The sequence below is a fragment of the Variovorax beijingensis genome, from assembly GCF_003951285.1.
GTDB classification, from domain to species: domain Bacteria; phylum Pseudomonadota; class Gammaproteobacteria; order Burkholderiales; family Burkholderiaceae_C; genus Variovorax; species Variovorax beijingensis.
Genome location: NZ_RXFQ01000004.1, coordinates 351,287 through 376,597 on the forward strand (window position 1 = coordinate 351,287; position 25,311 = coordinate 376,597).

General features: G+C 65.8%; 32 protein-coding genes and 1 tRNA gene. 17 read left to right on the forward strand and 16 right to left on the reverse strand.

Features of this window, described 5'->3' with window-relative positions:
• Nucleotides 1-4: 4 nt before the first annotated feature.
• The 9 genes from EJO66_RS09105 to EJO66_RS09135 are packed head-to-tail and all read left to right on the forward strand — an operon-like array spanning nucleotide 5 to nucleotide 3,371.
• Nucleotides 5-355 (forward strand): hypothetical protein, encoded by a 351-nt coding sequence (locus EJO66_RS09105; RefSeq protein WP_125965091.1) that lies wholly within the window; start codon nucleotides 5-7, stop codon nucleotides 353-355.
• Nucleotides 352-546, forward strand: a complete 195-nt coding sequence (locus EJO66_RS09110) for a hypothetical protein (protein ID WP_125965092.1) — start codon at nucleotides 352-354, stop codon at nucleotides 544-546. The genes EJO66_RS09105 and EJO66_RS09110 overlap by 4 nt, the downstream gene beginning before the upstream one ends.
• The gene (locus tag EJO66_RS09115) at nucleotides 543-767 is read left to right on the forward strand and encodes a hypothetical protein (RefSeq protein ID WP_125965093.1); all 225 of its coding nucleotides are present in this window, start codon (nucleotides 543-545) and stop codon (nucleotides 765-767) included. The genes EJO66_RS09110 and EJO66_RS09115 overlap by 4 nt, the downstream gene beginning before the upstream one ends.
• On the forward strand, nucleotides 764-1,036 hold the full coding sequence (locus tag EJO66_RS09120; RefSeq protein WP_125965094.1) for a hypothetical protein: 273 nt from the start codon (nucleotides 764-766) through the stop codon (nucleotides 1,034-1,036). The genes EJO66_RS09115 and EJO66_RS09120 overlap by 4 nt, the downstream gene beginning before the upstream one ends.
• A 48-nt stretch (nucleotides 1,037-1,084) precedes the next feature.
• A complete protein-coding gene (locus tag EJO66_RS33190; RefSeq protein ID WP_276311966.1) occupies nucleotides 1,085-1,207 on the forward strand; it encodes a hypothetical protein in 123 nt (40 codons plus the stop codon).
• Complete coding sequence (locus EJO66_RS32525) at nucleotides 1,204-1,371, forward strand: hypothetical protein (RefSeq protein ID WP_164547799.1); 168 nt, start codon at nucleotides 1,204-1,206, stop codon at nucleotides 1,369-1,371. Before EJO66_RS33190 ends, EJO66_RS32525 begins: the two co-directional genes overlap by 4 nt.
• Nucleotides 1,368-1,709 (forward strand): hypothetical protein, encoded by a 342-nt coding sequence (locus EJO66_RS09125; protein WP_125965095.1) that lies wholly within the window; start codon nucleotides 1,368-1,370, stop codon nucleotides 1,707-1,709. The genes EJO66_RS32525 and EJO66_RS09125 overlap by 4 nt, the downstream gene beginning before the upstream one ends.
• A 22-nt stretch (nucleotides 1,710-1,731) precedes the next feature.
• Nucleotides 1,732-2,460 (forward strand): deoxynucleotide monophosphate kinase family protein, encoded by a 729-nt coding sequence (locus EJO66_RS09130; RefSeq protein WP_125965096.1) that lies wholly within the window; start codon nucleotides 1,732-1,734, stop codon nucleotides 2,458-2,460.
• Nucleotides 2,457-3,371: a DNA cytosine methyltransferase gene (locus EJO66_RS09135; RefSeq protein ID WP_125965097.1), complete on the forward strand. Its 915-nt coding sequence runs from the start codon at nucleotides 2,457-2,459 to the stop codon at nucleotides 3,369-3,371. Before EJO66_RS09130 ends, EJO66_RS09135 begins: the two co-directional genes overlap by 4 nt.
• Before the next feature lie 59 nt (nucleotides 3,372-3,430).
• On the opposite strand, the gene EJO66_RS09140 is transcribed toward EJO66_RS09135, so the two are convergent.
• The gene (locus EJO66_RS09140) at nucleotides 3,431-4,096 is read right to left on the reverse strand and encodes a hypothetical protein (protein ID WP_125965098.1); all 666 of its coding nucleotides are present in this window, start codon (nucleotides 4,094-4,096) and stop codon (nucleotides 3,431-3,433) included.
• Between the two features lie 92 nt (nucleotides 4,097-4,188).
• Between EJO66_RS09140 and EJO66_RS09145 the strand changes: the two genes are divergently transcribed.
• Nucleotides 4,189-4,425, forward strand: coding sequence for a helix-turn-helix domain-containing protein (locus EJO66_RS09145; RefSeq protein WP_164547800.1), 237 nt, complete (start codon nucleotides 4,189-4,191; stop codon nucleotides 4,423-4,425).
• Here EJO66_RS09145 and EJO66_RS09150 read toward each other — a convergent pair.
• The 5 genes from EJO66_RS09150 to EJO66_RS09170 form a co-directional block, all read right to left on the reverse strand.
• Nucleotides 4,390-5,514, reverse strand: a complete 1,125-nt coding sequence (locus EJO66_RS09150) for a site-specific integrase (RefSeq protein ID WP_125965100.1) — start codon at nucleotides 5,512-5,514, stop codon at nucleotides 4,390-4,392. The two genes, EJO66_RS09145 and EJO66_RS09150, sit on opposite strands and share 36 nt — an antisense overlap.
• Before the next feature lie 170 nt (nucleotides 5,515-5,684).
• Nucleotides 5,685-5,760: transfer RNA gene (locus EJO66_RS09155), tRNA-Val, on the reverse strand.
• 29 nt (nucleotides 5,761-5,789) lie between these two features.
• Complete coding sequence (locus EJO66_RS09160) at nucleotides 5,790-6,062, reverse strand: HU family DNA-binding protein (protein WP_007830705.1); 273 nt, start codon at nucleotides 6,060-6,062, stop codon at nucleotides 5,790-5,792.
• Between the two features lie 215 nt (nucleotides 6,063-6,277).
• A complete protein-coding gene (locus tag EJO66_RS09165) occupies nucleotides 6,278-7,363 on the reverse strand; it encodes a tartrate dehydrogenase (protein WP_124961410.1) in 1,086 nt (361 codons plus the stop codon).
• A complete protein-coding gene (locus EJO66_RS09170) occupies nucleotides 7,360-8,274 on the reverse strand; it encodes an alpha/beta fold hydrolase (protein ID WP_124961411.1) in 915 nt (304 codons plus the stop codon). Before EJO66_RS09170 ends, EJO66_RS09165 begins: the two co-directional genes overlap by 4 nt.
• A 70-nt stretch (nucleotides 8,275-8,344) precedes the next feature.
• On the opposite strand from EJO66_RS09170, the gene EJO66_RS09175 reads away from it, so the two are divergent.
• A complete protein-coding gene (locus EJO66_RS09175) occupies nucleotides 8,345-9,307 on the forward strand; it encodes a LysR substrate-binding domain-containing protein (protein WP_125965101.1) in 963 nt (320 codons plus the stop codon).
• A 23-nt stretch (nucleotides 9,308-9,330) separates the two neighbouring features.
• Here EJO66_RS09175 and EJO66_RS09180 read toward each other — a convergent pair whose 3' ends face one another.
• Genes EJO66_RS09180 through uvrC form a run of 3 tightly spaced genes read right to left on the reverse strand, consistent with a single transcriptional unit; the run spans nucleotide 9,331 to nucleotide 12,803 of the window.
• Entirely contained in the window at nucleotides 9,331-10,218 is an 888-nt protein-coding gene (locus EJO66_RS09180; RefSeq protein ID WP_125965102.1) for a DMT family transporter, read from the reverse strand.
• Nucleotides 10,215-10,781, reverse strand: a complete 567-nt coding sequence (gene pgsA / locus EJO66_RS09185) for a CDP-diacylglycerol--glycerol-3-phosphate 3-phosphatidyltransferase (RefSeq protein WP_124961414.1) — start codon at nucleotides 10,779-10,781, stop codon at nucleotides 10,215-10,217. The genes EJO66_RS09180 and pgsA overlap by 4 nt, the downstream gene beginning before the upstream one ends.
• Before the next feature lie 60 nt (nucleotides 10,782-10,841).
• A complete protein-coding gene (gene uvrC, locus EJO66_RS09190; RefSeq protein ID WP_124961415.1) occupies nucleotides 10,842-12,803 on the reverse strand; it encodes an excinuclease ABC subunit UvrC in 1,962 nt (653 codons plus the stop codon).
• Between the two features lie 141 nt (nucleotides 12,804-12,944).
• Between uvrC and earP the strand changes: the two genes are divergently transcribed.
• From earP to EJO66_RS09210, 4 genes are all read left to right on the forward strand, one after another.
• A complete protein-coding gene (gene earP, locus EJO66_RS09195) occupies nucleotides 12,945-14,042 on the forward strand; it encodes an elongation factor P maturation arginine rhamnosyltransferase EarP (RefSeq protein ID WP_240648553.1) in 1,098 nt (365 codons plus the stop codon).
• 189 nt (nucleotides 14,043-14,231) lie between these two features.
• Nucleotides 14,232-14,786, forward strand: coding sequence for an elongation factor P (efp, locus tag EJO66_RS09200; protein ID WP_012746921.1), 555 nt, complete (start codon nucleotides 14,232-14,234; stop codon nucleotides 14,784-14,786).
• Between the two features lie 88 nt (nucleotides 14,787-14,874).
• On the forward strand, nucleotides 14,875-15,654 hold the full coding sequence (locus tag EJO66_RS09205; RefSeq protein WP_124961417.1) for a crotonase/enoyl-CoA hydratase family protein: 780 nt from the start codon (nucleotides 14,875-14,877) through the stop codon (nucleotides 15,652-15,654).
• Nucleotides 15,655-15,716: 62 nt separating this feature from the next.
• A complete protein-coding gene (locus EJO66_RS09210) occupies nucleotides 15,717-16,580 on the forward strand; it encodes an LOG family protein (RefSeq protein WP_124961458.1) in 864 nt (287 codons plus the stop codon).
• 45 nt (nucleotides 16,581-16,625) lie between these two features.
• Here the strand turns inward: EJO66_RS09210 and EJO66_RS09215 are convergent, their stop codons facing one another.
• The 5 genes from EJO66_RS09215 to pncB are packed head-to-tail and all read right to left on the reverse strand — an operon-like array spanning nucleotide 16,626 to nucleotide 22,846.
• Nucleotides 16,626-17,789 carry an MFS transporter gene (locus EJO66_RS09215; RefSeq protein ID WP_125965104.1) on the reverse strand — a complete coding sequence of 388 codons (1,164 nt, stop codon included), beginning with the start codon at nucleotides 17,787-17,789 and terminating at the stop codon, nucleotides 16,626-16,628.
• Entirely contained in the window at nucleotides 17,786-19,153 is a 1,368-nt protein-coding gene (locus tag EJO66_RS09220; protein ID WP_125965105.1) for a DNA recombination protein RmuC, read from the reverse strand. The genes EJO66_RS09215 and EJO66_RS09220 overlap by 4 nt, the downstream gene beginning before the upstream one ends.
• A gap of 33 nt (nucleotides 19,154-19,186) precedes the next feature.
• Nucleotides 19,187-20,173, reverse strand: a complete 987-nt coding sequence (locus tag EJO66_RS09225; RefSeq protein ID WP_124961420.1) for a 2-hydroxyacid dehydrogenase — start codon at nucleotides 20,171-20,173, stop codon at nucleotides 19,187-19,189.
• A 14-nt stretch (nucleotides 20,174-20,187) separates the two neighbouring features.
• Nucleotides 20,188-21,600 carry a sodium:proton antiporter gene (locus EJO66_RS09230; protein ID WP_125965106.1) on the reverse strand — a complete coding sequence of 471 codons (1,413 nt, stop codon included), beginning with the start codon at nucleotides 21,598-21,600 and terminating at the stop codon, nucleotides 20,188-20,190.
• A 25-nt stretch (nucleotides 21,601-21,625) separates the two neighbouring features.
• Complete coding sequence (pncB, locus tag EJO66_RS09235; RefSeq protein WP_125965107.1) at nucleotides 21,626-22,846, reverse strand: nicotinate phosphoribosyltransferase; 1,221 nt, start codon at nucleotides 22,844-22,846, stop codon at nucleotides 21,626-21,628.
• A 176-nt stretch (nucleotides 22,847-23,022) separates the two neighbouring features.
• Here pncB and EJO66_RS09240 point away from each other — a divergent pair, with 176 nt between their 5' ends.
• Nucleotides 23,023-23,256, forward strand: a complete 234-nt coding sequence (locus EJO66_RS09240) for a CsbD family protein (RefSeq protein WP_124961423.1) — start codon at nucleotides 23,023-23,025, stop codon at nucleotides 23,254-23,256.
• A 37-nt stretch (nucleotides 23,257-23,293) separates the two neighbouring features.
• On the forward strand, nucleotides 23,294-23,701 hold the full coding sequence (locus EJO66_RS09245) for a hypothetical protein (protein ID WP_125965108.1): 408 nt from the start codon (nucleotides 23,294-23,296) through the stop codon (nucleotides 23,699-23,701).
• 68 nt (nucleotides 23,702-23,769) lie between these two features.
• Here EJO66_RS09245 and EJO66_RS09250 read toward each other — a convergent pair whose 3' ends face one another.
• Together EJO66_RS09250 and EJO66_RS09255 are read right to left on the reverse strand one after the other, a co-directional pair.
• Nucleotides 23,770-24,213: an acyl-CoA thioesterase gene (locus EJO66_RS09250; protein ID WP_125965109.1), complete on the reverse strand. Its 444-nt coding sequence runs from the start codon at nucleotides 24,211-24,213 to the stop codon at nucleotides 23,770-23,772.
• The gene (locus EJO66_RS09255) at nucleotides 24,210-25,136 is read right to left on the reverse strand and encodes a histone deacetylase family protein (RefSeq protein ID WP_206168841.1); all 927 of its coding nucleotides are present in this window, start codon (nucleotides 25,134-25,136) and stop codon (nucleotides 24,210-24,212) included. Before EJO66_RS09255 ends, EJO66_RS09250 begins: the two co-directional genes overlap by 4 nt.
• Nucleotides 25,137-25,311 lie beyond the last annotated feature (175 nt).

Genomic DNA, 25,311 nt, shown 5'->3' on the forward strand with positions numbered 1-25,311 from the left:
CGCAGTGGCCCGCGCTCAAATCAACCACGCCACCGACAGCCGCGCCGCATCGCGCCACGCTGCCACCAGTTCGGCGCGCGTGGACATCTGGATTCGCACCATCGGCCGCCGCCGCCAGGCGTTCTATCGCTGCAGCGCCGCAGGCGTTGCGAACTGGCAAGCCATGGGCGTGCCGCTCGCCAACAAGGCATTGAAGCTCGGCAGCATCAGCCTGCCTGGAATCTCTGACGCGACCGTCGCGGCCTACACGGAGGACGCACTCGCGCACCCGATGGCGGCCGAGTTCGGCGAGCGCGCACGCGCGCTCAGTAGCGAAATCGACACGCTCAACCTCTCGGCGCGGGGTGCGGCATGAACGCGGCATTCAAAGCGAGCCCACTCAGCATCGCCGAGACAAAGGCGAACTTGGCGGCAGCGCAAGCAGCCGCAGCCATCGCGCAGGCCATCGCTGCCTACCAAGCAGCCGGCTACGGCTCTCTCGTGACTCAGCCGCTCCATGAGGCTCTGGCACACGTCAATCACTCGATCCGCGAGGTGAAGCCGTGAGCGTGTCGAATGAAGAAATCGGCGCGCTCCTGCGGAGGGCTGACGCCCTCAAAGACCAAGACGGCGCCTCGGAGTCGGTGCGGGCGTTTTGGCGCGGCTACGCCAAGGGCCTTCGCGATCTGCAATCGGGTGCAGCGAAGAAGGCGGCAGCAAAGGACTCAGTGGCCCAGCAAACCGCGAGCGGTCCGGTCCTCGGCAACGGGGGAGACGAAGCGGCATGACGTTCCTGTTCCGCTGCCCCGAATGCCGCACGCGTCGCCGCAGCCACGGCCTGTTCACGCAACATCTGCGCGAAACCGGCCATCGTCTGTGCCGGTGCGGCGGCTACCACTACGAGCACCGCCCGGGTTCTCCGTTTTGCGAGCGCAATCCCATGAGTGTGGCGCTACTCGCGAGTCGCTATGGAGCCTCTGACGAAGAGGTGACCGACATTGCGCTCGAAGTCGTTCTGACCACACGCAGGCGCAGTGCCCTGCACTGCCCTTTCTGAAAGGCCGGCATGCGCTCGACCTCATTCCAAGAAACCGGCGTTGGCCTCATGAGGACTTCGCCCGTCAGGCCCATCTCGGGCTTCCTCGCGACCGCTGCCGCGCTGGCGGTCTTCATCGTCCTACCCATCGTGCTTGCCGCGATGTGTGTCTACGGCTGGAGCACACCATGATCGTGATCGTTTCCCCTCGCCCGCGGCGCCCCAAGCAGCCGCAACAAACCGGACCCATCGGCGGCCTTGCCGACAGCCGCTTCCACTACACGCCGAGCGTCGCCACCGACATCCGCAAGACTTTCAAGCGCATCCGCGCCGAGCAGCGAGGTGCGCGGCCATGACGACCACGACCACCGGCGTTTTCTTCGTCGGCAAGGACCGCCCAGGCCGTCCCGCAGTCAGCGAACACAAGTCCGACGCGGGCGAATTCGTCCTGAAGATGCGAGTCGTCGACAACCAAGGGCCGCGCGCCGTCGAGGTCTATGTGACTCGCTGGGTCGGCCAGGCCGCCGCAGCGTGGCGCGCTCAGCATCGCGACCTAAAGGCCGGCGACGCGCTGCGCCTGGTGCTCACCAATCCACGCGCGATGCCCGGCGCCATGTCGCCTGAAACGCACGCCGCCATCTCTTCGTGCGAGCTGCTGCCGGCGCGCGCCTCAGCGGCCACACAAGCCGCCTAGCCACCTCCCCACCACCGCAACCATGACCCTCGTTCCGCCCCCGGTGAAGCGCCCTGCCCTTCACCATCTCATCGCCCTCACTGGCCATGCCGGCGTCGGCAAAGACACCGTGGCCGACTTGCTCGTCGCGCATGCGCGCTTTCGCAAACTCGCATTCGCGGACGCACTGCGCGGCGAGATCTCCCACGCCTTCAATCTCTCACACGACGACCTCACGAACCCGAATCTGAAGAACGTTCCGACCGTCGCGCTGCGCATGCGACATGCACCGCGCGACTTCCTCGCGGCCGTGGTCTTGTCGCTGTCCGCGGCGGCACCCGACCATCGCACTCCGCTCAGCGATGCATGGCTCGACGAGCCGCGCAGCCCACGGCAGATCATGCAATGGTGGGGCACTGAGTATCGGCGCGCGCAGTCGCCGCGCTACTGGACCGAGCAGCTGATGAAGCGGCTCATCTACTACCGCCGGGAAGGAGAAACACGCTTTGCTGTCACCGATGTGCGCTTCGACAATGAAGCGCATGCGCTGCGCATGGCGGGCGCCGTGCTTTGGCAAGTGGTCCGTCCCGGCCACACCGGCGGCGCAGAGGGTGCGCACATCAGCGCCACGGACGGGAGCCGGTTCAATCCCGAGGTGGTTGTCGCCAACACCGGCGATGTGCGCCATCTTCAAGGACTGGTGCTCAGTGAGTTTGTAGCGCGAGACTTCGGCCTCGACCGTGCAACCGTTCAACTGACGGTGAGCGCATGAGAGCTGTTGACCTTTTCGCAGGTGCGGGCGGCTTCTCGACCGGCGCCAAGCAGGCAGGTTGCACCGTTGTATGGGCGGCCAATCACTGGCGGGCCGCTGTAGACATCCACGCGGCCAACCATCCCGAAACCGCCCACGCATGCCAGGATCTGCAGCAGGCCGATTGGCGGGATGTGCCGGCACACGACATATTGCTCGCCTCGCCGGCATGCCAGGGCCACACGTCGGCGCGCGGGAAGGAAAAGCCACACCACGATGCCCAACGCAGTACGGCGTGGGCCGTGGTGTCTGCACTCGAGTACCACCGCCCGCCGGTGGCAGTCGCTGAGAACGTAATCGAATTCCTGAATTGGGCACTGTTCCCGGCGTGGCGCCACGCAATGGAAGCCCTCGGCTATTCGCTGGCTCCGCACATCATTGATTCCGCGGACCACGGCGTGCCGCAGCATCGCCGCCGGGCCTTCATCGTTTGCTCCCGCAGCAAAAATCCTCTGCAGCTTCGCCTTGCGCCGCGCGCCCATATCGGCGCCGACAAGATCATCAACTTTGGCTCGGGCAAGTGGTCCGACATCGAACGGCCGGGCCGTTCTGCCGCGACTCTCGCGCGCGTCGCCGCCGGCCGGGCTCGCTTCGGCGAGCGATTCCTGATGCCGTACTACGGTAGTGGCTCGGGCCTCACCGGTCGCTGCCTGTCGCGTCCGCTGGGAACCGTTACGACCGTAGACCGCTGGGCGGTGGTCGATGGCCCACGCATGCGGATGCTCACGGCGGCCGAGAACCGCGATGCCATGGGATTCCCCGAAACCTACCAGCTCCCCGCACAGCACCGCCAGGCGGTGCACATGCTCGGCAATGCCGTTTGCCCGCCCGTCGCGCGAGACGTGATCGCCGCCGTCTTGGAGACAGTGTGAACCGCATCAGCCGTCGCACCAGTACACAGATGCTTGAACATCGGCGCTACTCCAGCGCCCTACCCCGCACGCCTTTTAAGGTCCGGGTGCCCGCGCGAATAGACAACACGCCCGCTCTGAAACGTGTTGGTCACCAACATGAAGTGACCACCGATGCTTCCGAGCGAGCCCTCGACAATTTCTTCCGCATGCTCAACAGCAGTAAGGAGCACGTTCAGATATTTCTCGCGAGTGTCCCACGCACGCTCGGACAGAGTTTCAGCAGCCCTCGCAATCGTTTCTTCGTGCGTACGGAATGTCTGCGCCAACGTCTCGACCGCATGAAAGGATGGCCAATCGGGGAAATCCAAAGGAGCGATTCGCATCAAGCTCTTGAGTTGAGAGTCAAAGTCCGCAAGCTCCTTTCGCACGGGGACGCCCGCCAGCTGCACGAATTCGTGCAGCAAATACTCAACAATGACACGGCAGTTGAAGAGCGCCCCGCCAATGATCTGCAGACGCCGAATTTGCTCCAGACGGGCCGCTTCCGCTTGATGCACTTTCTGCTGCAATTGTTGCCAAACAACCGCGATAGCGGCAGCGACGATTGCAACGGCCGCAGTTCCAGCTTGGGCCCATGCCGCCCAGTCACTAGGCGTGCTCGGTCGGTGCCTGAAGAAGACCACAACAAGCGCTGTTGCACAAAGCAGTGCGCCACCGGCCGCAAAGTAATAGAACTTTTTCAATGCTTCACCTCCAGCGGAGAAGTATGCAGGAAGGTCCCAACTGCCTCCGGGGGTGTGCCAGGGCGCCGAACGGCGAACGGAGGGCTGAAACGATGAGCCTTACAGTTGACGTGCCCGGCGCGGCCGAGCTGCTGAAAATCCACCCGGAGACGGTGAAAAAGATGATCCACAAGGGTGAATTGCCCGCCGCGCAGGTCGGCCGCGCCTACGTGATGATGACAAAGGACGTGCTCGAATTCATCGAGAACGCCGTGATTCGCGAGACCGCCGCTCGGATGCGCCGACCGTCGAAATCACCAAAGGCGCGTCGCCAGGTCGCTACCTCGTAGATTGGCGTACCGCATCATCATGCGGTGCGACTTGTGGCCGGTGATTTTCATGATCTGCGTTTCTGAAAGCGTCGTCTTCTCGAAGAGCCGGCTCGTCGCCTCATGCCGTAGATCATGAAAAGTTAGATTCGGGCACTCGGCTGCTTCGAAAATTCCGACATAGAGCTTCGAAAGATAGTCCGTGGTTTTGTGAAGTTTTTTGGGACTAGTGTCGCCGTCCCACCACGGAAAAAGAACATCCCGCCCCTTCGCGCCCGCGGCGGTCCGTAGTTCGAGGTATGCCGTCAGCGTCGCCACCGCGACACTCGACAACGGAACTTGTCGCTTGTCTCCGTTCTTCGTCTTGTCGAGAAACGCGGTGCGCTTTGCGAGGTCGACCTGATCCAGCGTCAGCGTATACATCTCGCGCATCCGCATGGCCGATTCGACGGCTAGCACGAACATGCACCACAGGGCCTTAGGGTCATCGAGCGAAAGAGGACGCTGCTTGCGGGGCAGCACGCCCGACACGATGACGGCCGACACCTTTTCGAACTCGCCTGGTTCAAGCCGCCTATCCCGCTCCACATCGACGCGCGCCTCGCCGGCGATAGCCGCATCGGTCTTCGTGTACTGCGCGTAGCCTTCCGGGAGGGTGCGCAGGGGATGGTCGGGCAGCAGGACATGTCCTTTCCGCATTCCCCAGTCAGTGCAACGCGCCAGCGCACCAACCTTCGCGCGGATCGTAGCCGGCGCTAACTTGTCGATGCGCTTCATCTCGGAAATCCAGTCATCGACCCAACCCGCGTCGATGCTGGTCAGCCGTGTGGTTCCCCTCGATTTGATGATGGTTCCGAGCGCAGCACGATCTTTCTCCTTCGGATGCGCGTCGCGCTCATATTCGCGCACAAGGTCGGCGATAGTGACGATGCGGGAAGGAGCCTGCAGTTCGGTTGGCACGATGCCTTTGTCGAGCAGCTTCTCGACCTTGGCGACGAAGGCGTCACCCTCTTTTTCATCGGCGAAGGTGAGATAGATCGGCTTGTCGAGAAGCCCAGCCCGCTTGATGACGTATTCCCACCCGTTCGGCCGCTGCCTTTTTCCCGCCATATCTGCTCCAATTTTCAACCGCGAAGCTACGCACTTTACGCGATTAGGACGGGTGGCAGATCACTGTTTTTGGTTGGCAAAGGCTGTTCTAGACTGCGATAAAAGCTGGCAAACAGACAAAGAAAAAGGGCTTAGATCGCTCTAAGCCCTTGATTTCATTGAGTTTCGGGTGGTGGGTGCTGAGGGGCTCGAACCCCCGACCTACGCCTTGTAAGGGCGCCGCTCTACCAGCTGAGCTAAGCACCCCACCGGGAATACTCTCCGTAGTCTACGTCTTAATTCAGCGCGTCTTTCAACGCCTTGCCCGGACGGAACTTCGGAATCTTGGCGGCCTTGATTTTAATCGCGTCACCGGTGCGTGGATTGCGGCCGGTGCGGGCGGCCCTTTTACCGACTGCGAAAGTGCCGAAACCGACCAGCGACACCGAGCCGCCTTTTTTGAGCGTGGTACGAATGGCGCCGATGGTGGATTCCAGCGCGCGGGTGGCGGCTGCCTTGGAAATATCGGCGTTCTTTGCGATGTGCTCAATCAGTTCGGTCTTGTTCACAAGGGCCCCTTGTAGAAGAAATAAAGTTGGTCGGCTTTCGTCAGCTGCGAGCTGGCCGCGAAATGACGCGGCTCGACAAGCCTGGCAGGACTGACGCCTCGGCAGCGCGCTGCCAGCGAGGATTACAACCACTGGTCTGCAGGGTGTCAATACGACACGAGGCCGTGCAGAACAGCGGAGCGCGCGATTTTAGGGGCGTTTCGTGAAGTCGAATTTCAAAGGGCCTCGGCAATGGCCTTGCCAAGGTCGCTGGTGCTCGCCTTGCCGCCGATGTCGGGCGTGCGCGGCGCTCCGCTTTGGGGCGCGAGCACCTTTTCGATGGTGGCAAGGATCGCGTCGTGCGCCTTCTTGTGGCCCAGGAACTCGAGCATCATCGCGCCGCACCAGATCTGTCCGATGGGGTTGGCGATGCCTTTGCCCGCGATGTCGGGTGCCGAGCCATGCACCGGCTCGAACAGCGAGGGCGTGGTGCGCTCGGGGTTGAGATTGGCGCTGGGCGCAATGCCGATGGTGCCGGTGCACGCTGGGCCCAGGTCGGACAGGATGTCGCCGAACAGGTTGCTGGCCACGACCACGTCGAAGAAGTCGGGCCGCTGCACGAAGTGGGCCGTGAGGATGTCGATGTGGAACTTGTCGAGCTTCACGCCCGGATAGTTCTTCGCCATTTCGGCCACGCGTTCGTCCCAGTACGGCATGGTGATGGAGATGCCGTTCGACTTGGTCGCGCTGGTCAGGTGCTTCTTGGGGCGCGATTGCGCAAGCTCGAAAGCGAACTTGAGCACGCGGTCGACGCCCACGCGCGACATCACGGTTTCCTGCACCACGATCTCGCGCGGCGTGCCTTCGTACATGCGACCGCCGATGCTCGAGTATTCGCCTTCGGTGTTCTCGCGCACGATGTACATGTCGATCTCGCCGGGCTCGCGCGGCGTGCCGTCGCGACGCACCACGGGCGCCGTGATGCCGGGCATCAGCCGCGCCGGGCGCAGGTTGATGTACTGGTCGAACTCGCGGCGGAACAGGAGCAGCGAGCCCCAGAGCGACACGTGGTCGGCAATTTTTTCGGGCCAGCCGACCGCACCGAAATAGATGGCGTCATGGCCGCCGATCTGGTCCTTCCAGTTGTCGGGCAGCATCTTGCCGTGCTTCTCGCAGTAGTCCCAGCTCGAAAAGTCGAAGTGGTCGAACTTCAGGTCGATGCCGAACTTGCGCGCCGCGGCATCGACCACGCGCAGGCCTTCGGGCATGGTTTCCTTGCCGATGCCGTCGCCGGCGATGACTGCGATTCTGTGGGTGGTCATGGTCTGGTTCCTTCTTGCTGGAGAGGGGAAGTGAAAAACTGGAGCGCCTCGGCGAGCAGTTCGCCCGGGGCCTCCTCCGGTACGTAGTGGCCGCACGGCAACGCGCGGCCCGAAACCTGGACAGCGCATTCGCGCCAGAGCGAGAGCACGTCGAAGCAGCGGCCCACCGCGCCATGCTCGCCCCAAAGCACGCGCAGCGGCTGCGCAAGCTTGCGGCCGGCGGCGATGTCGACGCGGTCGTGCACCAGATCGATGGTGGCGGACGCGCGGTAGTCGCCGCAGATGGATTCGGCCGTGCCCGGAATGCCCGCGCAGCGCTCGTATTCGGCCAGCACCTCGGGCGCGAAGGGCGCGAGCCCGGCGTGGCGTCCGCCCATCACGCTGCGCACGTAGCGCACCGGATCGGAGGCGATCAGCGCCTCGGGCAGCGGTGGCGGCTGGATCAGGAAGAACCAGTGCCAGTAGGCGCGCGCAAAGGCCTCGGTGGTGTTCTCGTACATCGAGAGCGTGGGTGCGATGTCCAGCAGCAGCATGCGGTCGACGGCCGCCGCATGGTCGGCGGCCAGCCGGTGCGCGACGCGCGCGCCGCGATCGTGTGCCAGCACGCCGAAGCGCTCGAAGCCGTGATGGCGCATGGCGGCGAGTGCGTCGAGCGCCATTTCGCGCTTGCTGTAGACCCCGTGGTCGGTATCGTCCGCGGGGCGGCCCGAATCGCCATAGCCGCGCAGGTCCACTGCCACCACCGTGAATTGCTCGGCGAGGGCCGGCACCACGCGATGCCAGATCAGATGCGTCTGCGGATGGCCGTGAAGGAGCAGCAAGGGCGCGCCGCGCCCGCCGATGCGGCCATGCACGCGGACGCCGTTGCGCTCGATGTTGAATTCGGGAAAGTCGAAGAAGGAAACAGTCACGCGGCAATTGTGCGTTGCGCCTCATCGATCATCAAGCAACAATCGACCAATTCATACTTTCCAATCTGGCATGAATCCATTGTCGATGGACCGAGGCGATCTCGAACTGGTGCTGGCCATCCGCGACCAGGGAAGCCTGGCGGGCGCCTCCGCCACGCTCGACGTGGTGCCCTCGGTCGTGACCAAGCGGCTCGGTGCGCTCGAGGCACGGCTGGGCCAGCGGCTGTTCGAACGCACCACGCGCCGGCTGAGCGTGACGGCCGAGGGCGAAGCCGTCTGCCTGCACGCCAGAGCGCTGCTCGAAGGTTTTGCGGCGCTCGAAAGCGAGCTTGGCGAGCGGCAGAACGAGCTGGTCGGCACCATCCGGCTGGCTGCGACCTTCGGCTTCGGCCGGCGCTGGCTCGGCCCTGCCCTGGCCAGCTTTCAGGCGCGTCATCCCGGGCTGCAGATCGAGTTGCTGCTGACCGAGCGGCTGCCCGACCTCGGCGCCGAAGGCTATGACGGCGCGCTCTGGCTCTGGGCCGTGCAGCAGCGCCGCGCGGCCGACTGGGTCACGCGCCGCATTGCGCGCAACCAGCGCGTGCTCGCTGCCTCTCCTGCATACATAAAACAGCGCGGCATGCCGGCCACTGTCGATGCGCTGGCGACGCACGACTGCCTGGTCGCGCGCGAGAACGGCGAGGTCAACCAGCACCAGTTCGCCCTGTGGACCCTGCGCCACGCGCGCGACGGCAGCACGGCGCGCGTGCGCGTCCAGGGTCCGCTGACGAGCAATTCGGGCGAGATGGTGCGCGACTGGTGCCTGGCCGGCCACGGCGTCATGCTGCGCAGCCTGTGGGACATTGCGCCGCAACTGGCTTCCGGCGAGCTGGTGCGCGTGCTGCCCCACTACGCCATGCCCGATGCCGACATCCACTGGATTGCGCCCTGGCGCCCCAAGACGCCGCGCCGCGTGCGGCTGCTGCTCGACCACCTGGCCGAACAGTTCCGCGGCGAGCCCTGGAAACCCGGCAAGGCCGGTTCGCCGCGCTGAAAAGGAGTAAAAGGAGCGCCCGGTCAGCGCTCGCTGCGCACCACCAGGCTCACGCCGGCCGCAGTGAGCCCGATGCCCAGCAAGGTCACCAGGGTGATCGGCTCGGCGAACAGCAGCCAGGCCATGACCGCGGTGCACGGCGGCACCAGGTAGAGCAGGCTCGTGACGGCGGTGGCCGTGCCGCGCTGGATCAGCATGTAGAGCAGCGAGCTGCCGCCGAGCGACAGCACCAGCACCGACCAGGCCATGGCGCCGGTCGAGTATGCATTCCATTCGATGCCCTGCGATTCCATCGCCGCAAAGGGCAAGCTCACGAGCAATGCCGCCGCCATCTGCACGGCGCTCGCGCTGCGCACGTCGCAGGGCGCGACGAAGCGCTTCTGGTACAGCGTGCCCGCCGTGATCGAAAGGAGCGCCATCACTGCAAGCCCCATTGTCAGCGCGCTAACCTCGCTGCCTTGGCCGAACTTGCGCGACACCACGAGCACCAGGCCCGCAAAGCCCAGCACCAGCCCGGCCCATTGGCGCTGCGAAATGCGTCCGCCGTTGAACGACAGCCAGACGGCGGTCAGCACCGGCTGGATGCCGACCAGCAGTGCCACCAGCCCCGCGCCCATGCCCGCATGCACGGCGGCCCAGACGCCGGCCAGGTAGCCGGCCTGCATCAGGCCGCCCGTGACCGCTAGGTGCCCCCACTGCGCGCGCTCCTTCGGCCAGGCGACCCGCGCAAGCGCGACCCAGAGGCAGAAGCACACGAGAGAAAGCGCAAAGCGCACGGCCAGGAACTTGAGCGGCGGCGCGTAAGGCATGCCGTAGCGCGCAACGATGAAGCCCGTGCTCCAGATCAGCACGAAGACCGCCGGCATGGCCCGCAGCCATCCCGAGCCGCGTGCCGTGGCCACCATCGTCATTTGCTGTGGGCCCGGATCTCGGGAATGGCCTTCTGCAGGTAATAGACCATCGACCACACGGTGAGCACCGCCGAGATCCAGATCAGCCACTGGCCCCAGAGGCCCGTGTCGATGACTTTGAACAGATGCCCGTCATAGAGCAGGAAGGGAATCGCAATCATCTGCACGGTCGTCTTGACCTTGCCGATCATGTGGACCGCCACGCTCTTGCCGGCGCCGATTCGCGCCATCCATTCGCGCAGCGCCGAGATGGCGATCTCACGGCCGATGATGATCAGCGCCACGAACACATCGGCGCGCTGCAGGTGCACCAGCACCAGCAGCGCGGCGCACACGAGGAACTTGTCGGCCACCGGATCGAGGAAGGCGCCGAAGGCCGAGGTTTGGTTCAGCTTGCGCGCCAGATAGCCGTCGAGCCAGTCGGTGGCGGCGAAGACGATGAACATCACCGTGGCGATCAGGTTGCGCATCGGCTCGGCCATCGGCAGGTAGAACACGCCGACGATCAAAGGGATCGCGACAATGCGCGTCCAGGTCATGATGGTCGGTAAGGTCCAGAACATCGCTTGATTGTGTCACGGCGGGACGACCTCGCCGTCTTGCTCATCTCTCGGTATCGGCCTTCAACGCAGGGCCTTGTAGATTTCCTCGGCCAGGTCCGTGGCAATGCCCTCGACCGATGCAATGTCTTCGACGCTGGCCGCCGCAACGCCGCGGATTCCGCCAAAACGCTGCAGCAGGCGCGCCCGGCGCTTCGGCCCGATGCCCGGAATGTCCTCGAGCTGGCTGCCGCCCACGCGCACCTTCGCGCGCTTGGCGCGCATGCCGGTGATGGCGAAGCGGTGGGCCTCGTCGCGGATCTGCGCCACCAGCATGAGCGCCGCGGAGTCCTTGCCCAGGTAGACCTTCTCACGGCCATCGGCAAACACCAGTTCCTCGAGCCCGACCTTGCGCCCCTCGCCCTTTTCGACACCCACGATGAGCGACAGCGCCAGGCCCAGTTCGCTGAACACTTCGCGCGCCATCGATACCTGGCCCTTGCCGCCGTCGACCAGCACCAGGTCGGGCATGCGCGCAGCGCGGGTTCTGGCGGGCGCATCGCTGCCCGCGCCGCCGGCATCGCCCATGGGGGGTGCGTCGGTCTCGGCCGCCATGGCCTCGGCCAGCTTGCCGTAGCGGCGGTGCAGCACCTGGCGCATCGCGGCGTAGTCGTCGCCGGGCGTGATGCCTTCGATGTTGTAGCGACGGTATTCGCGGTTCTGCATCGTGTGGCGCTCGAACACCACGCACGAAGCCTGCGTGGCCTCGCCCGCGGTGTGCGAGATGTCGAAGCACTCGATGCGGAAGTTGTCGAGGTCGTCGGGCGCGAGTTCGAGCGCATCGGCCAGCGCGCGGGTGCGCGCCTGCTGCGAACCTTCTTCTGCCAGCAGCCGGGCCAATTGCAGGCCGGCGTTCGTCTCGGCCATTTCGAGCCAGTGCCGGCGCTGCTCGCGCGGCTGGAACACCGCCGTCACGCGCGCGCCGGCCTGCTGCGAAATCGCCTCGATCAGCTCGCGGCTCACCAGGTGGCTCAGCACCAGCGTGGCGGGCACGGGCACGTCGATGTAGTGCTGGGCAATGAAGGCCTCGAGCACCTGCACCTCGATCGGATCGGCCGCGGCGGGCACTGCGCCCTCTTCCGCATCGAGCTCGCCATGGTGGATTTGCGCGGCGTCTTCCACATGCACCGGAAAATAGGCGCGGTCGCCCAGGTGCCGGCCGCCGCGCACCATCGCCAGGTTGACGCAGGCCTTGCCTCCCTGGACCTTGACGGCAAGGATGTCCACGTCCTTGTCGGAAGCGATCTCGATCGACTGCTGGTGCAGCACGCGCGAGATCGCCGACATCTGGTTGCGCAGCTCGGCCGCCTGTTCGAACTCGAGCTTCTCGGCGTGCTCGGTCATGCGCGCCTCGAGCTTCGAGAGCACGAGCTGGGTGTCGCCCATCAAGAAGGCTTCGGCGCTGGCCACGTCCTGCGCATAGGCCTCGGGCGAGATGTAGCCCACGCAGGGGCCTGTGCAGCGCTTGATCTGGTACAGCAGGCAGGGACGCGTGCGGTTGGCGTACACCGTGTCTTCGCAGGTGCGCAGCTTGAAGACCTTCTGCAGCAGCTGGATCGACTCCTTCACCGCCCAGGCGCTCGGGTAGGGTCCGAAGTAGCGGTGCTTCTTGTCGACCGCGCCGCGGTAGTAGGCCAGGCGCGGAAACTCGTGCGAGGCGATCTTCAGGTAGGGGTAGCTCTTGTCGTCGCGGAACAGGATGTTGTAGCGCGGCTTGAGCGTCTTGATGAGATTGTTCTCGAGCAGCAGCGCCTCGGCCTCGGAGCGCACCACGGTGGTCTCCATGCGCGCGATCTTGCTGATCATGTGGCCGATGCGCGTGCCGCCATGGCTCTTCTGGAAATAGTTGGCAACCCGCTTCTTGAGGTTGCGCGCCTTGCCCACGTAGAGCACCGCGCCAGCCGCGTCGAAATAGCGGTAGACCCCCGGCAGTTGCGGCAGGGCCGCGACTTCGCTGAGCAATTGATCGGAATGCACGTCTGACATGGCGGCTATTGTGGCGCGCACGGATGGTGCGGGCGCGCACCATGGTCTTGCCGTTGCCGACGCGCATTCCCCGCAGGCCGACCCTGCATTCCAGGCAGGCACGGCTGCCTCGCCCCGCCGAAGACAGGCACACTGGCGCCCATGCAATGGGACATTTTCTGCAGGGTCATCGACAACCACGGCGACCTCGGCGTGTGCTGGCGGCTGGCCACCCAGCTGGCGGCACTCGGCGAGCGCGTGCGCCTGTGGATCGACGACGCCACCGCCCTGCACTGGATGGCGCCCACCGGCTGCGAAGGCGTGAGCGTGGTCGACTGGCTCGAGCCCGACGCCATCCGGCAAGCCGTGGCAGCCCCGCCGCCCGATGTGCTGATCGAAGCCTTCGGCTGCGAACCGGCGCCCGAACTGATCGCGCGCTTTGCCGGGCCGCAGGCCCCGGGCGGACCGCGCCGGGCGTGGATCAATCTCGAATACCTGTCGGCCGAGCCGTATGTCGAACGCCTGCATGGCCTGCCCTCGCCCGTGTTCAAGGGGCCCGGCACGGGATTGACGAAGCGCTTTTTCTATCCGGGCTTCACGCCCGCCACGGGGGGGCTGCTTCGGGAGCCCGGCCTGCTGGAGCGAAGAGCGCGCTTCGACCGCGCGCAGTGGCTCGCGTCGCAGCAAATCCCCTGGCGCAATGGCGAACGTCTGGTTTCGCTGTTCTGCTACGAGCCTCCGGCGCTGGCCGCGCTGCTCGAGCAACTGGCAGCAGCTTCGCAGCCCACCCGGCTCCTGGTCACCTCGGGCCGCGCCGCGCATGCGGTCAGGGCGTTTTTTTCCGGCCGCGAACAAGCGGACCAGGGGCTCTCGGGACTGGGCGCGCTATCAATTTCATACCTGCCCTATCTCACGCAGACCGATTTCGACCACCTCCTGTGGGCCTGCGACCTGAATTTCGTGCGCGGCGAGGATTCGCTCGTCCGGGGCCTGTGGGCCGGCGCGCCGCTGGTCTGGCAGATCTACCCGCAGGACGACGACGCGCACCACGTCAAGCTCGGCGCCTGGCTCGACTGGCTGGGCGCCCCGCCGTCGCTGCGGCAGTTCCACCATGCCTGGAACGGGTTCGACAGCAGCCCCCTGCCTCCTCTCGAAACGCAGGGCCCATGGCACGACACCGTGCGGGCCGCCCGCGAAAGGTTGTACGCGCAAGAGGACTTGGTCACTCAATTGCGGCATCTGGTCGCCGGAAAAAGCTAAAATAGTGGGCTTTGCGGATTTCGGCCCGGATCTACACAGATCCGAGATGCTCTCCGCCAAACCTGCCGCGGGACATGTACCGTGGGGCCAATGAGGCCGGCAAGACACGCCGGCAAGACCTTGCAAACCACATTGCAAACGTCGCCGATGGCTCCGCGCACCGAGCGGCCAACATCCAGAGAACCTGATATGAAAATCGCTCAAGAAATCCGCGCCGGCAACGTCATCATGCACGGCAAGGACCCGATGGTCGTCCTCAAGACCGAATACAGCCGCGGCGGCCGCAACTCCGCCACCGTGCGCATGAAGCTCAAGAGCCTGATCGCCAACTTCAACACCGAAGTGGTCTTCAAGGCCGACGACAAGATCGACCAGATCGTGCTCGACAAGAAGGAGTGCACCTACTCCTACTTCGCCGACCCGATGTACGTCTGCATGGACACCGAGTACAACCAGTACGAAGTCGAAGCCGAGAACATGGGCGACGCCCTCAACTACCTCGAAGACGGCATGCCGGTCGAAGTGGTGTTCTACGACGGCAAGGCCATCTCGGTCGAACTGCCGACCAGCGTCGAGCGCGAAATCACCTGGACCGAGCCGGCCGTCAAGGGCGACACCTCGGGCAAGGTGCTCAAGCCCGCCAAGATCGCCACCGGCTTCGAAGTGCCGGTGCCGCTGTTCGTGTCGCAAGGCGACAAGATCGAAATCGACACCCGCACCGGCGAATACCGCAAGCGCGTCTAAGCCCTGCACCCTGCTGGCTGGCCAGCAGCCCCGACGACAAAGGCTCCGCAAGGAGCCTTTTTCCGTTGATGGGTTTACCCTTTTGCCCATGAAGACATCCGCCAGCGTCCGCACCGAGATCGATGGGCCGGTCAGCACCATCGTCATGAGCCGCCCGAAGCAGCGCAACGCCGTCGACCGGCCCATGGCCGAGGCGCTGCGCGCCGCCTTCGAAAGCTTCGAAGCCGATGAAAGCCAGCGCGTTGCCGTGCTCTGGGGCGAGCACGGTACCTTCTGCGCGGGCGCCGACCTGGGCGCGGTCGGCGACCCGGCGCGCCGCAATGAACTCGACCCCGAAGGCGGCGGCTCAGGCCCGATGGGCCCGACCCGCATGGTGCTCGCCAAGCCCCTGATCGCCGCCATCAGCGGCCATGCGGTGGCCGGAGGCCTGGAACTCGCACTGCTGGCCGACCTGCGCGTGGCCGAGGAAGATGCCGTGCTCGGCGTGTTCTGCCGGCGCTGGGGCGTGCCGCTGATCGATGGCGGCACGGTGCGGCTGCCGCGCATCGTCGGCATGGGCCGCGCGCTCGACCTGATCCTGACCGGTCGGCCCGTGAGCGCCCCGGAAGCGCAGGCCATGGGCCTGGTCGACCGCGTGGTGCCGCTCGGCCAGGCCCGCCACGCGGCCGAAGCGCTCGCGCGCGAAATCGCGTCGTTCCCCCAGCAGTGCATGCTGGTGGACCGCCATTCCGCCTACGCCCAGTGGAACCTGCCGCAGGCCGATGCGCTGCGGCAGGAAGGCCGGCTCGGCGTGCCGATCGTCGCGGCCGAGGGCGCGGCCGGCGCCGAGCGCTTCGTTCGCGGCGCGGGGCGGCACGGCACTTTCTGAGCCGCGGGGCACCGCGTCCCCGAGGCTGCACAATGCTGCAAGTCTTCCTGCCCGATTTCCCCATGAACAACACGCACGACCTTCACGACAAGCGCCTCGCGGACGCCTGGGCCACCCTCAAGGCACACTCCGAAAAAGGCCTTCCGCTCGATCCCGATCCCTCGCGCCTCGCCTTTGCCGATCCGGAATTCCTGCTGCGCCGCGAAACCCGCGGCATCCGCATGCAGCTCGAGCTGATGAAACCCGACCTGGAGCAGCGCGCCCACGGCATCGAGAACACCGTGGTGGTGTTCGGCAGCGCGCGCTTTCGCAGCGAAGAAGAAGCAGCCGCGCTGGTCGCGCAGGCCGAAGCCGCCGGCGACGCGGTGGCCGCTGAGCGCTGGCGCCGCCTGGCGCGCAGTTCGCACTACTACGAGAAGGCGCGCGCCTTCGGCAAGCTGGTGGCGGAGTACAGCAACGGCAAGGAACCCGAGGACAAGCTCTTTGTCTGCACCGGCGGCGGCCCCGGCATCATGCAGGCGGCCAACCGCGGCGCGCACGAAGGCGGCGGCCTCTCGGTCGGCCTGGCCATCGCGCTGCCGATGGAAGAAGAAGCCAACCCCTACGTCACGCCGGCGCTAAGCTTCAAGTTCCACTACTTCGCGATCCGCAAGATGCATTTCATGATGCGTGCCAAGGCGCTGGTGGCGTTTCCGGGCGGCTTCGGCACGCTGGACGAGCTGTTCGAGGTGATCACGCTGGTACAGACCCGCAAGTCGAAGCCGGTGCCGATCGTGCTGTTCGGCTCGGCCTACTGGAAGAAGCTGATCGACTTCGACTTCCTGGTCGAAGAAGGCGTGATCTCGCCGGCCGACGTGAAGCTCTTCGAATACGTCGACGCCCCCGAAGACGCGTGGGACGCGATCAAGCGGTTCTACAAACTTTAGCCCGGTTCCAGGCTCCGGCGGCCTCGCCCTGCCTCGGCGGGGCAGCTAGACCTTCAAGCCCCAGGTCGCCCGCGCCCCCAGCGCAACCACACCGCCCACCACCCAGAAAACGCCCGCGATCCCGATCAGCGCGCCGATCGAGCCGAACAGCATCGGCATGGCCACGCTCGATGCATTGATGGTCATGAGCCGCAGGCCCAGCGCCTCGCCGTGCCGCGCGTGCGGTGTGATCTGGTGCAGCATGCTCATCACCATCGGCTGCACCGCGCCGAGCGCGAAGCCGAGGATCACGGAACACAGGCCCATGGTCCAGGCCGAGTCGAGCAGCGGATAGACCGCGAACACCGCCGCCGTGACGAGGGTGGAGCTCAGGATCACGCTGCGCTCCGAAGCGCGCGAAGCCACCAGCGGCAGCACCACCCGGATGGCCGCCGCGGCAATAGCAAAGGCGCCGAGGATGGAGCCGATCACCGACGCGCCGATGCCGCGGTCATGCCCCAGCACCGGCAGCACGAAGGCATGCACGTCCCAGCTCGACGACTGCAGCCAGTTCACGAACAGCAGGCGGCGGAACATCGGCTCGCGCAGCAGGTCCCAGGCCCGCGTGGGCACGGCGCCGGCGGCGGGTGCGACAGGCGGCGGCTCGTGCGCGCCGCGCGCAAGCAGCCAGCAGACGACGGGAAAAGCCGCCATCACCGCAAAGCAGACCCGGAACGCCAGCATGTCCGCGGGTGCGCGTCCCGCATGGTCGATGAGCATGCCCGCGACGAACGGGCCGACGAAATTGGCAACCGCGGGCGCAATCGCAAGCCAGCTGAACACGCGCTTGAGCTGCGTGGCGTTGGTCGCGGAGCGGCCCACGTGGCGCTGCAGCGCAATGACGGTCGCGCCCGTGGCGCCGCCGGTCAGCAGCGCCGCGATGCACATCATCGCAAAGGTCGGAAAGACGAGCACGAGTCCCGCGCCGGCCGAAGCCGCAATGACCGACAGCCACAGCGGCCGCTTGAACCCGTGCCGGTCGGCAAAGCGCCCTGCCGGCAGCGCCAGGAACACCTGCGTGAGCGCGAACAGCGCGATCAGCACGCCCACGGCTGCTGCGCTGTAGCCCTGCTGCAGCGCCAGCAGCGGAGTCGCGAGCCGCATGCCGGCCATGGTGGCGTGCAGGCAGACCTGGGCGCCGATCACGCGCAGCAGTTCGGAGCCTTTCACGGGGTGTCGTCGCCCTCGCTGTCGGCCGTGGGAGGCAGCAGCACCTGCGACTGGGCCTCGGGCAGCGCCTCGACCTTGCGCAGCGCCAGGCGCATCTGCTTGGCGCGCGTGTCGGCCTTGTCGAGCGTGTCGGAGGCCTTGGCCACCTGCTCCTTGATGCGCGAGACCCATTCGCCGTAGCGCTCGAACTCGGTCTTGACCGCGCCCAGCACCTTCCACACCTCGGAGGCCTGCTGCTCCAGCGCCAGCGTGCGAAAGCCCATGTGCAGGCTGTTGAGCATGGCAAGCAGGGTTGTGGGGCCGGCCAGCGTCACGCGGTGCTGGCGCTGGATGGCGTCCATCAGGCCCGGGCGGCGCAGCACCTCGGCATAGAGGCTTTCGACCGGCAGGAAAAGAATGGCGAAGTCGGTGGTGTGCGGCGCCGCCAGATAGTTCTCGGCGATCGAACGGGCCTCGACGCGGATGCGCGCCTCGAGCGCCTTGGCCGCCAGCTCGGCGCCGGGCGCATCGGCGCGCTCGTGCGCATCGATCAGGCGCTCGTAGTCGTCGCGTGGAAACTTGGCGTCGATCGGCAGCCACACCGGGGCGCCGTCGTCGCCGCGGCCCGGGAAGCGGATCGCGAAGTCCACGCGCTGTCCGCTGCGCGGCTTGGTCTCGATCTGCTTGGCGTACTGCTCGGGCGTGAGCACCTGCTCGAGCAGCGCCTCGAGCTGCACTTCGCCGAACACGCCGCGCGTCTTGACGTTGGTCAGCACGCGCTGCAGGCTGCCGACGCCGACGGCCAGCGTCTGCATCTCGCCCAGGCCCTTGTGCACCTGCTCGAGCCGGTCGGCCACCTGCTTGAAGCTCTCGCCCAGGCGGGCTTCGAGCGTGCTCTGCAGCTTCTCGTCGACGGTCTTGCGCATCTCGTCGAGCTTGGCGGTGTTGCTCTGCTGCAGCTGCGCCAGCTGCGCTTCCATGGTCGCGCGCACTTCCGACAGGCGGCGCGCATTGGATTCGCTCAGGCCCTGCAGCTGGGTGTTGAGCGTGTCGGCCAGGGTCTTCTGCAACGAGGCGAGCTGCAGCGAGAAGGCATCGAGCTGGGCGTTCTGCGTGCGGGTGGCTTCGGCGCCCTGCTGCACCAAGGCCTGCTGGAAGGTGGCGAAGGCTTGCGCGGTTTCCTGTCGCGCGCCGCGCGAGCTTTCGCCGATTTCGTGGCGCAGCTCGCGTTCGGTGCGTTCGTTGGCGGCACCCATGGCGGACAGCACCGAGAGCAGTTCGCTGTGGTCGGGCGCTGGCTGGCGGCGTGCCAGCAGCCAGACCGCGAGCACCAGCTGGACCACCGCAAGGGCGGCCAGCAGAAGAAGAATCAGGAAAGTGTCCAAGGTGGCGATGAGGGTCCGTGTTTGTCTGTCGATCTAGCTGGCGGCGGGCGGAACGGGCGTGACGGGCGTCAGCGCCCCCTTGCCGCCGAACCAGGCGATGAGGTTGTCGGCCGCGAGATCGGCCATCGCGCGGCGCGTGGGCACGGTGGCACTCGCGATGTGCGGCGTCAGCACCACGTTGGGCACGGTCAGCAGGTCGGGGTGGACCTTGGGTTCGCCCTCGAACACATCGAGCCCCGCCGCGGCGATGCGCTTCTCGCGCAGCGCAACGGCCAGCGCCGCGTCGTCGACGATGCCGCCGCGCGCGATGTTCACCAGCGTGGCGGTCGGCTTCATCAGCGCGATTTCGGCCGCGCCGATGGTGTGGTGCGACGCCGGCGAATACGGCACCACCAGCACCACGTGGTCTGCGGTCTTGAGCAGTTCTTCCTTGCTCAGGTAGCTGGCCTTGCATTCGGCCTCCAGGGCCGCATCGAGCCGCGAACGGTTGTGATAGACCACCTTCATGCCGAAGCCGTGTGCGCCGCGCTTGGCAATGCCCTGCCCGATGCGGCCCATGCCGATGATGCCGAGCGTCGAACCATGGATGTCGGAGCCTGCGAACATGTCGAAGCTCCACTTCTGCCACTTGCCCGCGCGCAGGAAGTGTTCGCTCTCGGTGATGCGGCGGGCCGTGGCCATCAGCAGCGCAAAACCGAAGTCGGCCGTGGTCTCGGTGAGCACGTCGGGTGCGTTGGTGCCGAGCACGCCATGCGCGGCCATGGCATCGACGTCGAAGTTGTTGTATCCGACGGCCATGTTGGCGCAGATCTTCAGGTCGGGGCAGGCGTCGAGCAGCGCGGCGTCGATGCGCTCGCTGCCTGTGGTGAAGGCGCCCTGCTTGCCTTGCAGCCTGGCGATCAGCTGCTCCTTGCTCCAGCTCTCGTCGGCCTGGTTCGACTCGACGTCGAAATGCTGCGAGAGGCGTTCGATGGTTTCGGGAAAGATCGCGCGTGCGACCAGGATCTTGGGCTTGCTCATGATGATGTCTGCGCCTAGCGGAAGAAGATGAAGGTGATGAGGACGAACAGCGGTACCAGGATGCCCACGGACCACGCCATGTAGCCGAAGAAGCCCGGCATGCGCACGCCGCGGCTCTCGGCAATGGCCTTGACCATGAGGTTGGGAGCGTTGCCGATGTAGGTGTTGGCGCCCATGAACACGGCCCCGGCCGAGATGGCGGCCAGCGTGGTGGCGTAAGTGGTCATGAGCGCGGCCGCATCGCCACCCGCGGTGTTGAAGAACACCAGGTAGGTGGGTGCGTTGTCGAGAAACGAGCTCAGGAGGCCGGTGGCCCAGAAGTACATGGCCGGATCGGGCTGGCCATCGGCCCGCGTCACCGCCGACACCACCGCCCCGAAGGGCCCGAGGACGCCGGCTTTCAGCATTGCGATCACCGGGATGATGGTCAGGAAGATGCCCGCGAACAGCTTGGCCACCTCGACCATCGGGCCCCATTCGAACTGGTTGTCGGCATGCACCTTGTCGGGCGTGATCCTGAGCGAGAGCAGCGTGATGGCGATGAGCCCGGCGTCGCGCACGAGCCCCGGCAATCCGACGTGCGTGCCGAACACCTCGAAGCCGGCCGGCGATTTCCAGACGCCGGAAAGCAGCACGAAGAAGATGATCCCGCCCAGCAGCCAGAAGTTGGCGGCGCCGTCGAAGCCGATGCGCGGGGTGTCCGGCGTGGGGTCGAACGGCAGCACGCCCTCCTTGCGATAGTGATGGCGGTCGATGGCATAGAACAGCGCAAGCAGCGTACCGACGAGAAACAGCGTTTCGGGCAGGATGTTGCGCGCGGTCCAGAAGAAATCGACGCCCTTCAAGAAGCCGAGGAACAGCGGCGGATCACCGAGCGGCGTGAGCGAACCGCCAGCATTCGAGACGATGAAGATGAAGAACACCACCACGTGCGCCTTGTTCACGCGGTTGTCGTTGGCGCGGATCAGCGGTCGGATCAGCAGCATCGAGGCGCCCGTGGTTCCCATGAGGCTTGCCAGCACCGCGCCAATGGCAAGGATGGCCATGTTGAGGCCGGGCGCGCCGTGCAGGTTGCCGCGGATGTGGATGCCGCCCGCCACCGTGAACAGCGCCGTGAGCAGGATGATGAAAGGGATGTATTCCTCTACCAGGGCATGCACGAACTGGGCGCCCGCAAGCGGCACGCCGAAGCTCGCGGCAAACGGAAGCAGGAACGCCAGCACCCAGGCCGCGGAAACCTTTCCGTAGTGGTGATGCCAGAACGCCGGCGCAAGCAGCGGCATCAGCGCAATCGACAGCAGGATGCCCGCGAACGGAACGCCCCAGAGCGGGGACAGCTTGCTGCCGTCGAATTCGGCAGCCATGGCAAGCGCGGGGAACATGATCGGCAGCGCTGCGGCTGCCGCGAGGCGGACTGTTTTTTTCATGGAGCGGTACCGTACCAGACGCGCGTCAGGCCGGCGGCTGCTCGATCTCGAACACCTGGCGCAGGTACGCCAGGTATTTTTCGTCCTCGCACATGTTCTTGGAAGGCGTGTCCGACAGCTTGGCCACCGGCTGGCCGTTGCAGTTGATCATCTTGATGACGATCTGCAGCGGTTCGTAGCCGAGGTCGTTGGTGAGGTTGGTGCCGATGCCGAACGCCAGCTGGCAGCGGCCGCGGAACTGCTGGTAGAGCTCGATGGTGCGCGGCACCGTGAGGCTGTCGCTGAAGATCAGCGTCTTGGTGCGTGGATCGACCCGGTTGGCGATGTAGTGGGCCAGCATGCGCTCGCCCCACTGGAACGGATCGCCGCTGTCATGGCGCGCGCCGTCGAACAGCTTGCAGAAGTAAAGGTCGAAGTCGCGCAGGAACGCGCTCATGCCGTAGACATCGGACAGCGCAATGCCGAGGTCGCCGCGGTATTCGCGGGCCCAGCTCTCGAAGCCGAAGATCTGGCTGTCGCGCAGCCGCGGGCCGAGCCCCTGGCAGGCCTGGAGGTATTCGTGCGCCATGGTGCCGAGCGGGATCAGGCCGAGCTTCATGGCATAGAGCACGTTGCTGGTGCCCGCGAGCTGGGGCAGCCGCGCGCCGGGCTCGGCCTGCACCGGCGGCGAGGTGACGGCGCCGAGCCTTGCGTTCAGCGTGCGCAGCACCTCTTCATGCCAGTCCTTGGAAAAGCGGCGACGCGTGCCGTAGTCGGCAATCTTCAGGTCGGACAGGCCGGCATCCTGCAGCTGCCCGATCTTGGTCTCCAGGCGCCGCCGGCCTTCCTCGAAGTCGGGCTTCTTCTGCGTGTTGCGGAAGTAGACCTCGTTCACGATGGCCAGCACGGGAATCTCGAACAGGATGGTGTGCAACCACGGGCCCTTGATGCGGATCTCGAGCTCGCCCGAAGGCTGGGGCGTGATGCTGATGTACTTTTCGTTGAGCCGGAACAGGCCCAGGAAGTCGACGAAGTCGCTCTTGATGAAGCGCATCGAGCGCAAGTAGGCCAGCTCGGCGTCCCGGAACTGCAGCGAGCAGAGGCTTCGCACCTCTTCGCGAATCTGCCCGGCGAACTGCGCCAGGTCGATGCCGGGGTTGCGGCACTTGAACCGGTACTCGACCCGGGCTCCCGGGAAGTGATGCAGCACGACCTGCATCATGGTGAACTTGTAGAGGTCGGTGTCGAGCAGGCTGTGAATGATCATGGTGCGGCGCGCGTTGTCCCAAGCTTTTCGGCGTGCGTCCGATTATCACGGGCGCCGTCGGCTTGTGCCTACGGCGCCAGCACAGGGCGTCCTACCGCCAGGGTGAATGGCCCCCGCGACAGTTCGTTCACGGCAGCCAACGAGCCCGCCGAATCATTTTTTTCAAGGAGACTCGCATGAACAAGGACACCATCGAAGGCAACTGGAAACAGCTCAAGGGCAAGGTCAAGGAGCAATGGGGCAAGTTGACCGACGATGACTTCGACGTCATCGCAGGCAAGCGCGACCAGCTGCTGGGCCGCATCCAGGAGCGCCACGGCATCAGCCGCGACGAGGCCGAAAAGCAGGTCAAGGACTGGGAATCGCGCGACGGCCGTACGCCGGACGCCCTCTGGTACGAAAAATACTGAGCCCCCGATTTCCTCTGAACCGCAAAGAAAGAAAACAATGAAAAAACATCTGCTCATGCTCGCTCTTGCCTCCACCTGCTTCATGGCCACCCAGGCCGGCGCGATGACCAAGGACGAGTACAAGGTCGAGAAGGAAAAGATCGAAGCCGACTACAAGGTCGCCAAGGCCCAGTGCGATTCGATGAAGGACAACGCGAAGGACGTCTGCCAGAAGGAAGCCAAGGGCAAGGAAGACGTGGCGAAGGCCGAACTCGAACAGCAGTACAAGCCGAGCGACGCCCATGCCCGCAAGGTGGCCGAGGAGAAGGTCAAGGCGACGTACGAAGTCGCCAAGGAAAAATGCGACGACCAGTCCGGCGATGCCAAGGCCGCCTGCGTGAAGCAGGCCAAGGCCGACGAGGCCCAGGGCAAGGCCGACGTCAAGGCCATGAAGAAGACCATGTAGGACCGACGTGGCTCATGGGGCCGCACGGCAAAAGACAAAACGGCGCCTTCGGGCGCCGTTTGTCCGGATCAGGCCTTCAGCGAGTCGACCACGCGCTGCAGCGCCTCGGGCAATGGCACCGGCCGCTGCGTCGCCCGGTCCACATACACATGCACGAAGTGGCCCTGCGCGGCCGCGGTGTCCGCGCCTTCCGCAAAGAGTGCGATCTCGTAGCGCACGCTCGACCGCCCGGCCTGGGCCACCCGGACGCCGGCCTCCACCGTCTGGGGAAAGGCGATCGGGGCGAAATAGTTGCATTGCGTCTCGACCACGAAGCCGATCGTCTGCCCCTGGTGGATGTCGAGAGCGCCGCGTTCGATCAGCAGCGCATTCACCGCCGTGTCGAACCAGCTGTAGTAGACGACGTTGTTGACATGGCCGTACATGTCGTTGTCCATCCAGCGCGTGGGAATGCTGCGGAACGCGCGATAGCTGCTACGGGAATGCGGCGTGGGTTTGGGGGCGGAGCTCATCGCGCGGCATTTTGCCAGCGGCGCCAGTAGTCGAAGGCCACCTTGAAGGTGCCCAGCTGCACCTGCACCGTCTCAGCAATGTCGCTGGCGTAGCCGCCTGCCATCGCGAAGGCCAGGGGAATGCGGCGCTGCCAGGCCCAGTCGAACACCCGCCGGTCGCGCGCCTCCAGGCCGTCGAAGCTCAGCTTGAGCCGGCCGAGCCGGTCGCGCTCGAAGGGGTCGGCGCCCGCCAGGTAGATCACCAGGCCCGGCGAGAAGCGCCGGTCCAGCTCGTCGAGCGCGTGCTCGAGGGCGGTGAGGTAGTCGGCATCGCCGCAGCCGTCCGGCAGCTCGACGTCGAGGTCGCTCGCCTCCTTGCGGAACGGAAAGTTCTTCTGCCCGTGCAGCGACAGCGTGAAGACGCTCGGGTCGCTGCGGAAGATGCTGGCCGTGCCGTTGCCCTGGTGCACGTCCAGGTCGATCACCGCGACCTTGAGCTGCCGGCCGCCGCGGCCATGCTCCGCCTGCATCAGCCGCGCGGCCACCGCGGCGTCGTTGAAGACGCAGAATCCGCCGCCCTTGTCGGCGTACGCATGGTGCGTGCCGCCTGCCATGTTGGCCGCCACGCCGCCCGCGAACGCCGCGCGGCAGGCCGCGATCGTCGCCCCTGTGGACCGGCGCGAACGCTCGACCATCGCCTCGCTCCAGGGAAAGCCGATCTCGCGCATGGCCTGCGGGCTCACGCTGCCGTCGCTGATGGCGGCGATCCACTGCGGGGTGTGGGCCAGCGCCAGTTCGCCATCGGTGGCACGCGGGGCCTGGTCCATGTCCACCGCCGGCAGGTGCTCGAGCAGGCGGTCGCGCAGCAAGGCATAGCGGGACATGGGGAAGCGGTGGCCCGGGGGCAGGGGCAGGACGAACTGGCCGGAATAGAACGCGCGCATGGCCCGCATTCTGGATGCCGGAGCGAATTTAGAAAGTGCGTTCTAAATTGCTGCAAAGCAGCAAAACCCCCTTGATCGAAAAGCTGCGCTGCCTATACTTGAGGCCATGCTGCACCGCAACATAAAACATGGACGACGAGGCAGCGCAACGTGAACCGACCACCTTTCATCCTTA

Bases quoted from the DNA above. Each gene is read 5' to 3' on its own strand.
- EJO66_RS09230 (WP_125965106.1), bottom strand. From the start codon at position 21,600: ATGAAAAAAACAGTCCGCCTCGCGGCAGCCGCAGCGCTGCCGATCATG.
- earP (WP_240648553.1), top strand. From the start codon at position 12,945: ATGCAATGGGACATTTTCTGCAGGGTCATCGACAACCACGGCGACCTC.
- EJO66_RS09205 (WP_124961417.1), top strand. From the start codon at position 14,875: ATGAAGACATCCGCCAGCGTCCGCACCGAGATCGATGGGCCGGTCAGC.
- EJO66_RS09145 (WP_164547800.1), top strand. From the start codon at position 4,189: ATGAGCCTTACAGTTGACGTGCCCGGCGCGGCCGAGCTGCTGAAAATC.
- uvrC (WP_124961415.1), bottom strand. From the start codon at position 12,803: ATGTCAGACGTGCATTCCGATCAATTGCTCAGCGAAGTCGCGGCCCTG.
- EJO66_RS09125 (WP_125965095.1), top strand. From the start codon at position 1,368: ATGACGACCACGACCACCGGCGTTTTCTTCGTCGGCAAGGACCGCCCA.
- EJO66_RS09120 (WP_125965094.1), top strand. From the start codon at position 764: ATGACGTTCCTGTTCCGCTGCCCCGAATGCCGCACGCGTCGCCGCAGC.
- pncB (WP_125965107.1), bottom strand. From the start codon at position 22,846: ATGATCATTCACAGCCTGCTCGACACCGACCTCTACAAGTTCACCATG.
- EJO66_RS09250 (WP_125965109.1), bottom strand. From the start codon at position 24,213: ATGAGCTCCGCCCCCAAACCCACGCCGCATTCCCGTAGCAGCTATCGC.
- pgsA (WP_124961414.1), bottom strand. From the start codon at position 10,781: ATGTTCTGGACCTTACCGACCATCATGACCTGGACGCGCATTGTCGCG.
- EJO66_RS09175 (WP_125965101.1), top strand. From the start codon at position 8,345: ATGAATCCATTGTCGATGGACCGAGGCGATCTCGAACTGGTGCTGGCC.
- EJO66_RS09150 (WP_125965100.1), bottom strand. From the start codon at position 5,514: ATGGCGGGAAAAAGGCAGCGGCCGAACGGGTGGGAATACGTCATCAAG.
- EJO66_RS33190 (WP_276311966.1), top strand. From the start codon at position 1,085: ATGAGGACTTCGCCCGTCAGGCCCATCTCGGGCTTCCTCGCGACCGCT.
- EJO66_RS09255 (WP_206168841.1), bottom strand. From the start codon at position 25,136: ATGCGCGCGTTCTATTCCGGCCAGTTCGTCCTGCCCCTGCCCCCGGGC.
- EJO66_RS09245 (WP_125965108.1), top strand. From the start codon at position 23,294: ATGAAAAAACATCTGCTCATGCTCGCTCTTGCCTCCACCTGCTTCATG.
- EJO66_RS09130 (WP_125965096.1), top strand. From the start codon at position 1,732: ATGACCCTCGTTCCGCCCCCGGTGAAGCGCCCTGCCCTTCACCATCTC.
- EJO66_RS09210 (WP_124961458.1), top strand. From the start codon at position 15,717: ATGAACAACACGCACGACCTTCACGACAAGCGCCTCGCGGACGCCTGG.
- EJO66_RS09110 (WP_125965092.1), top strand. From the start codon at position 352: ATGAACGCGGCATTCAAAGCGAGCCCACTCAGCATCGCCGAGACAAAG.
- EJO66_RS09165 (WP_124961410.1), bottom strand. From the start codon at position 7,363: ATGACCACCCACAGAATCGCAGTCATCGCCGGCGACGGCATCGGCAAG.
- EJO66_RS09180 (WP_125965102.1), bottom strand. From the start codon at position 10,218: ATGACGATGGTGGCCACGGCACGCGGCTCGGGATGGCTGCGGGCCATG.
- efp (WP_012746921.1), top strand. From the start codon at position 14,232: ATGAAAATCGCTCAAGAAATCCGCGCCGGCAACGTCATCATGCACGGC.
- EJO66_RS32525 (WP_164547799.1), top strand. From the start codon at position 1,204: ATGATCGTGATCGTTTCCCCTCGCCCGCGGCGCCCCAAGCAGCCGCAA.
- EJO66_RS09240 (WP_124961423.1), top strand. From the start codon at position 23,023: ATGAACAAGGACACCATCGAAGGCAACTGGAAACAGCTCAAGGGCAAG.
- EJO66_RS09135 (WP_125965097.1), top strand. From the start codon at position 2,457: ATGAGAGCTGTTGACCTTTTCGCAGGTGCGGGCGGCTTCTCGACCGGC.
- EJO66_RS09225 (WP_124961420.1), bottom strand. From the start codon at position 20,173: ATGAGCAAGCCCAAGATCCTGGTCGCACGCGCGATCTTTCCCGAAACC.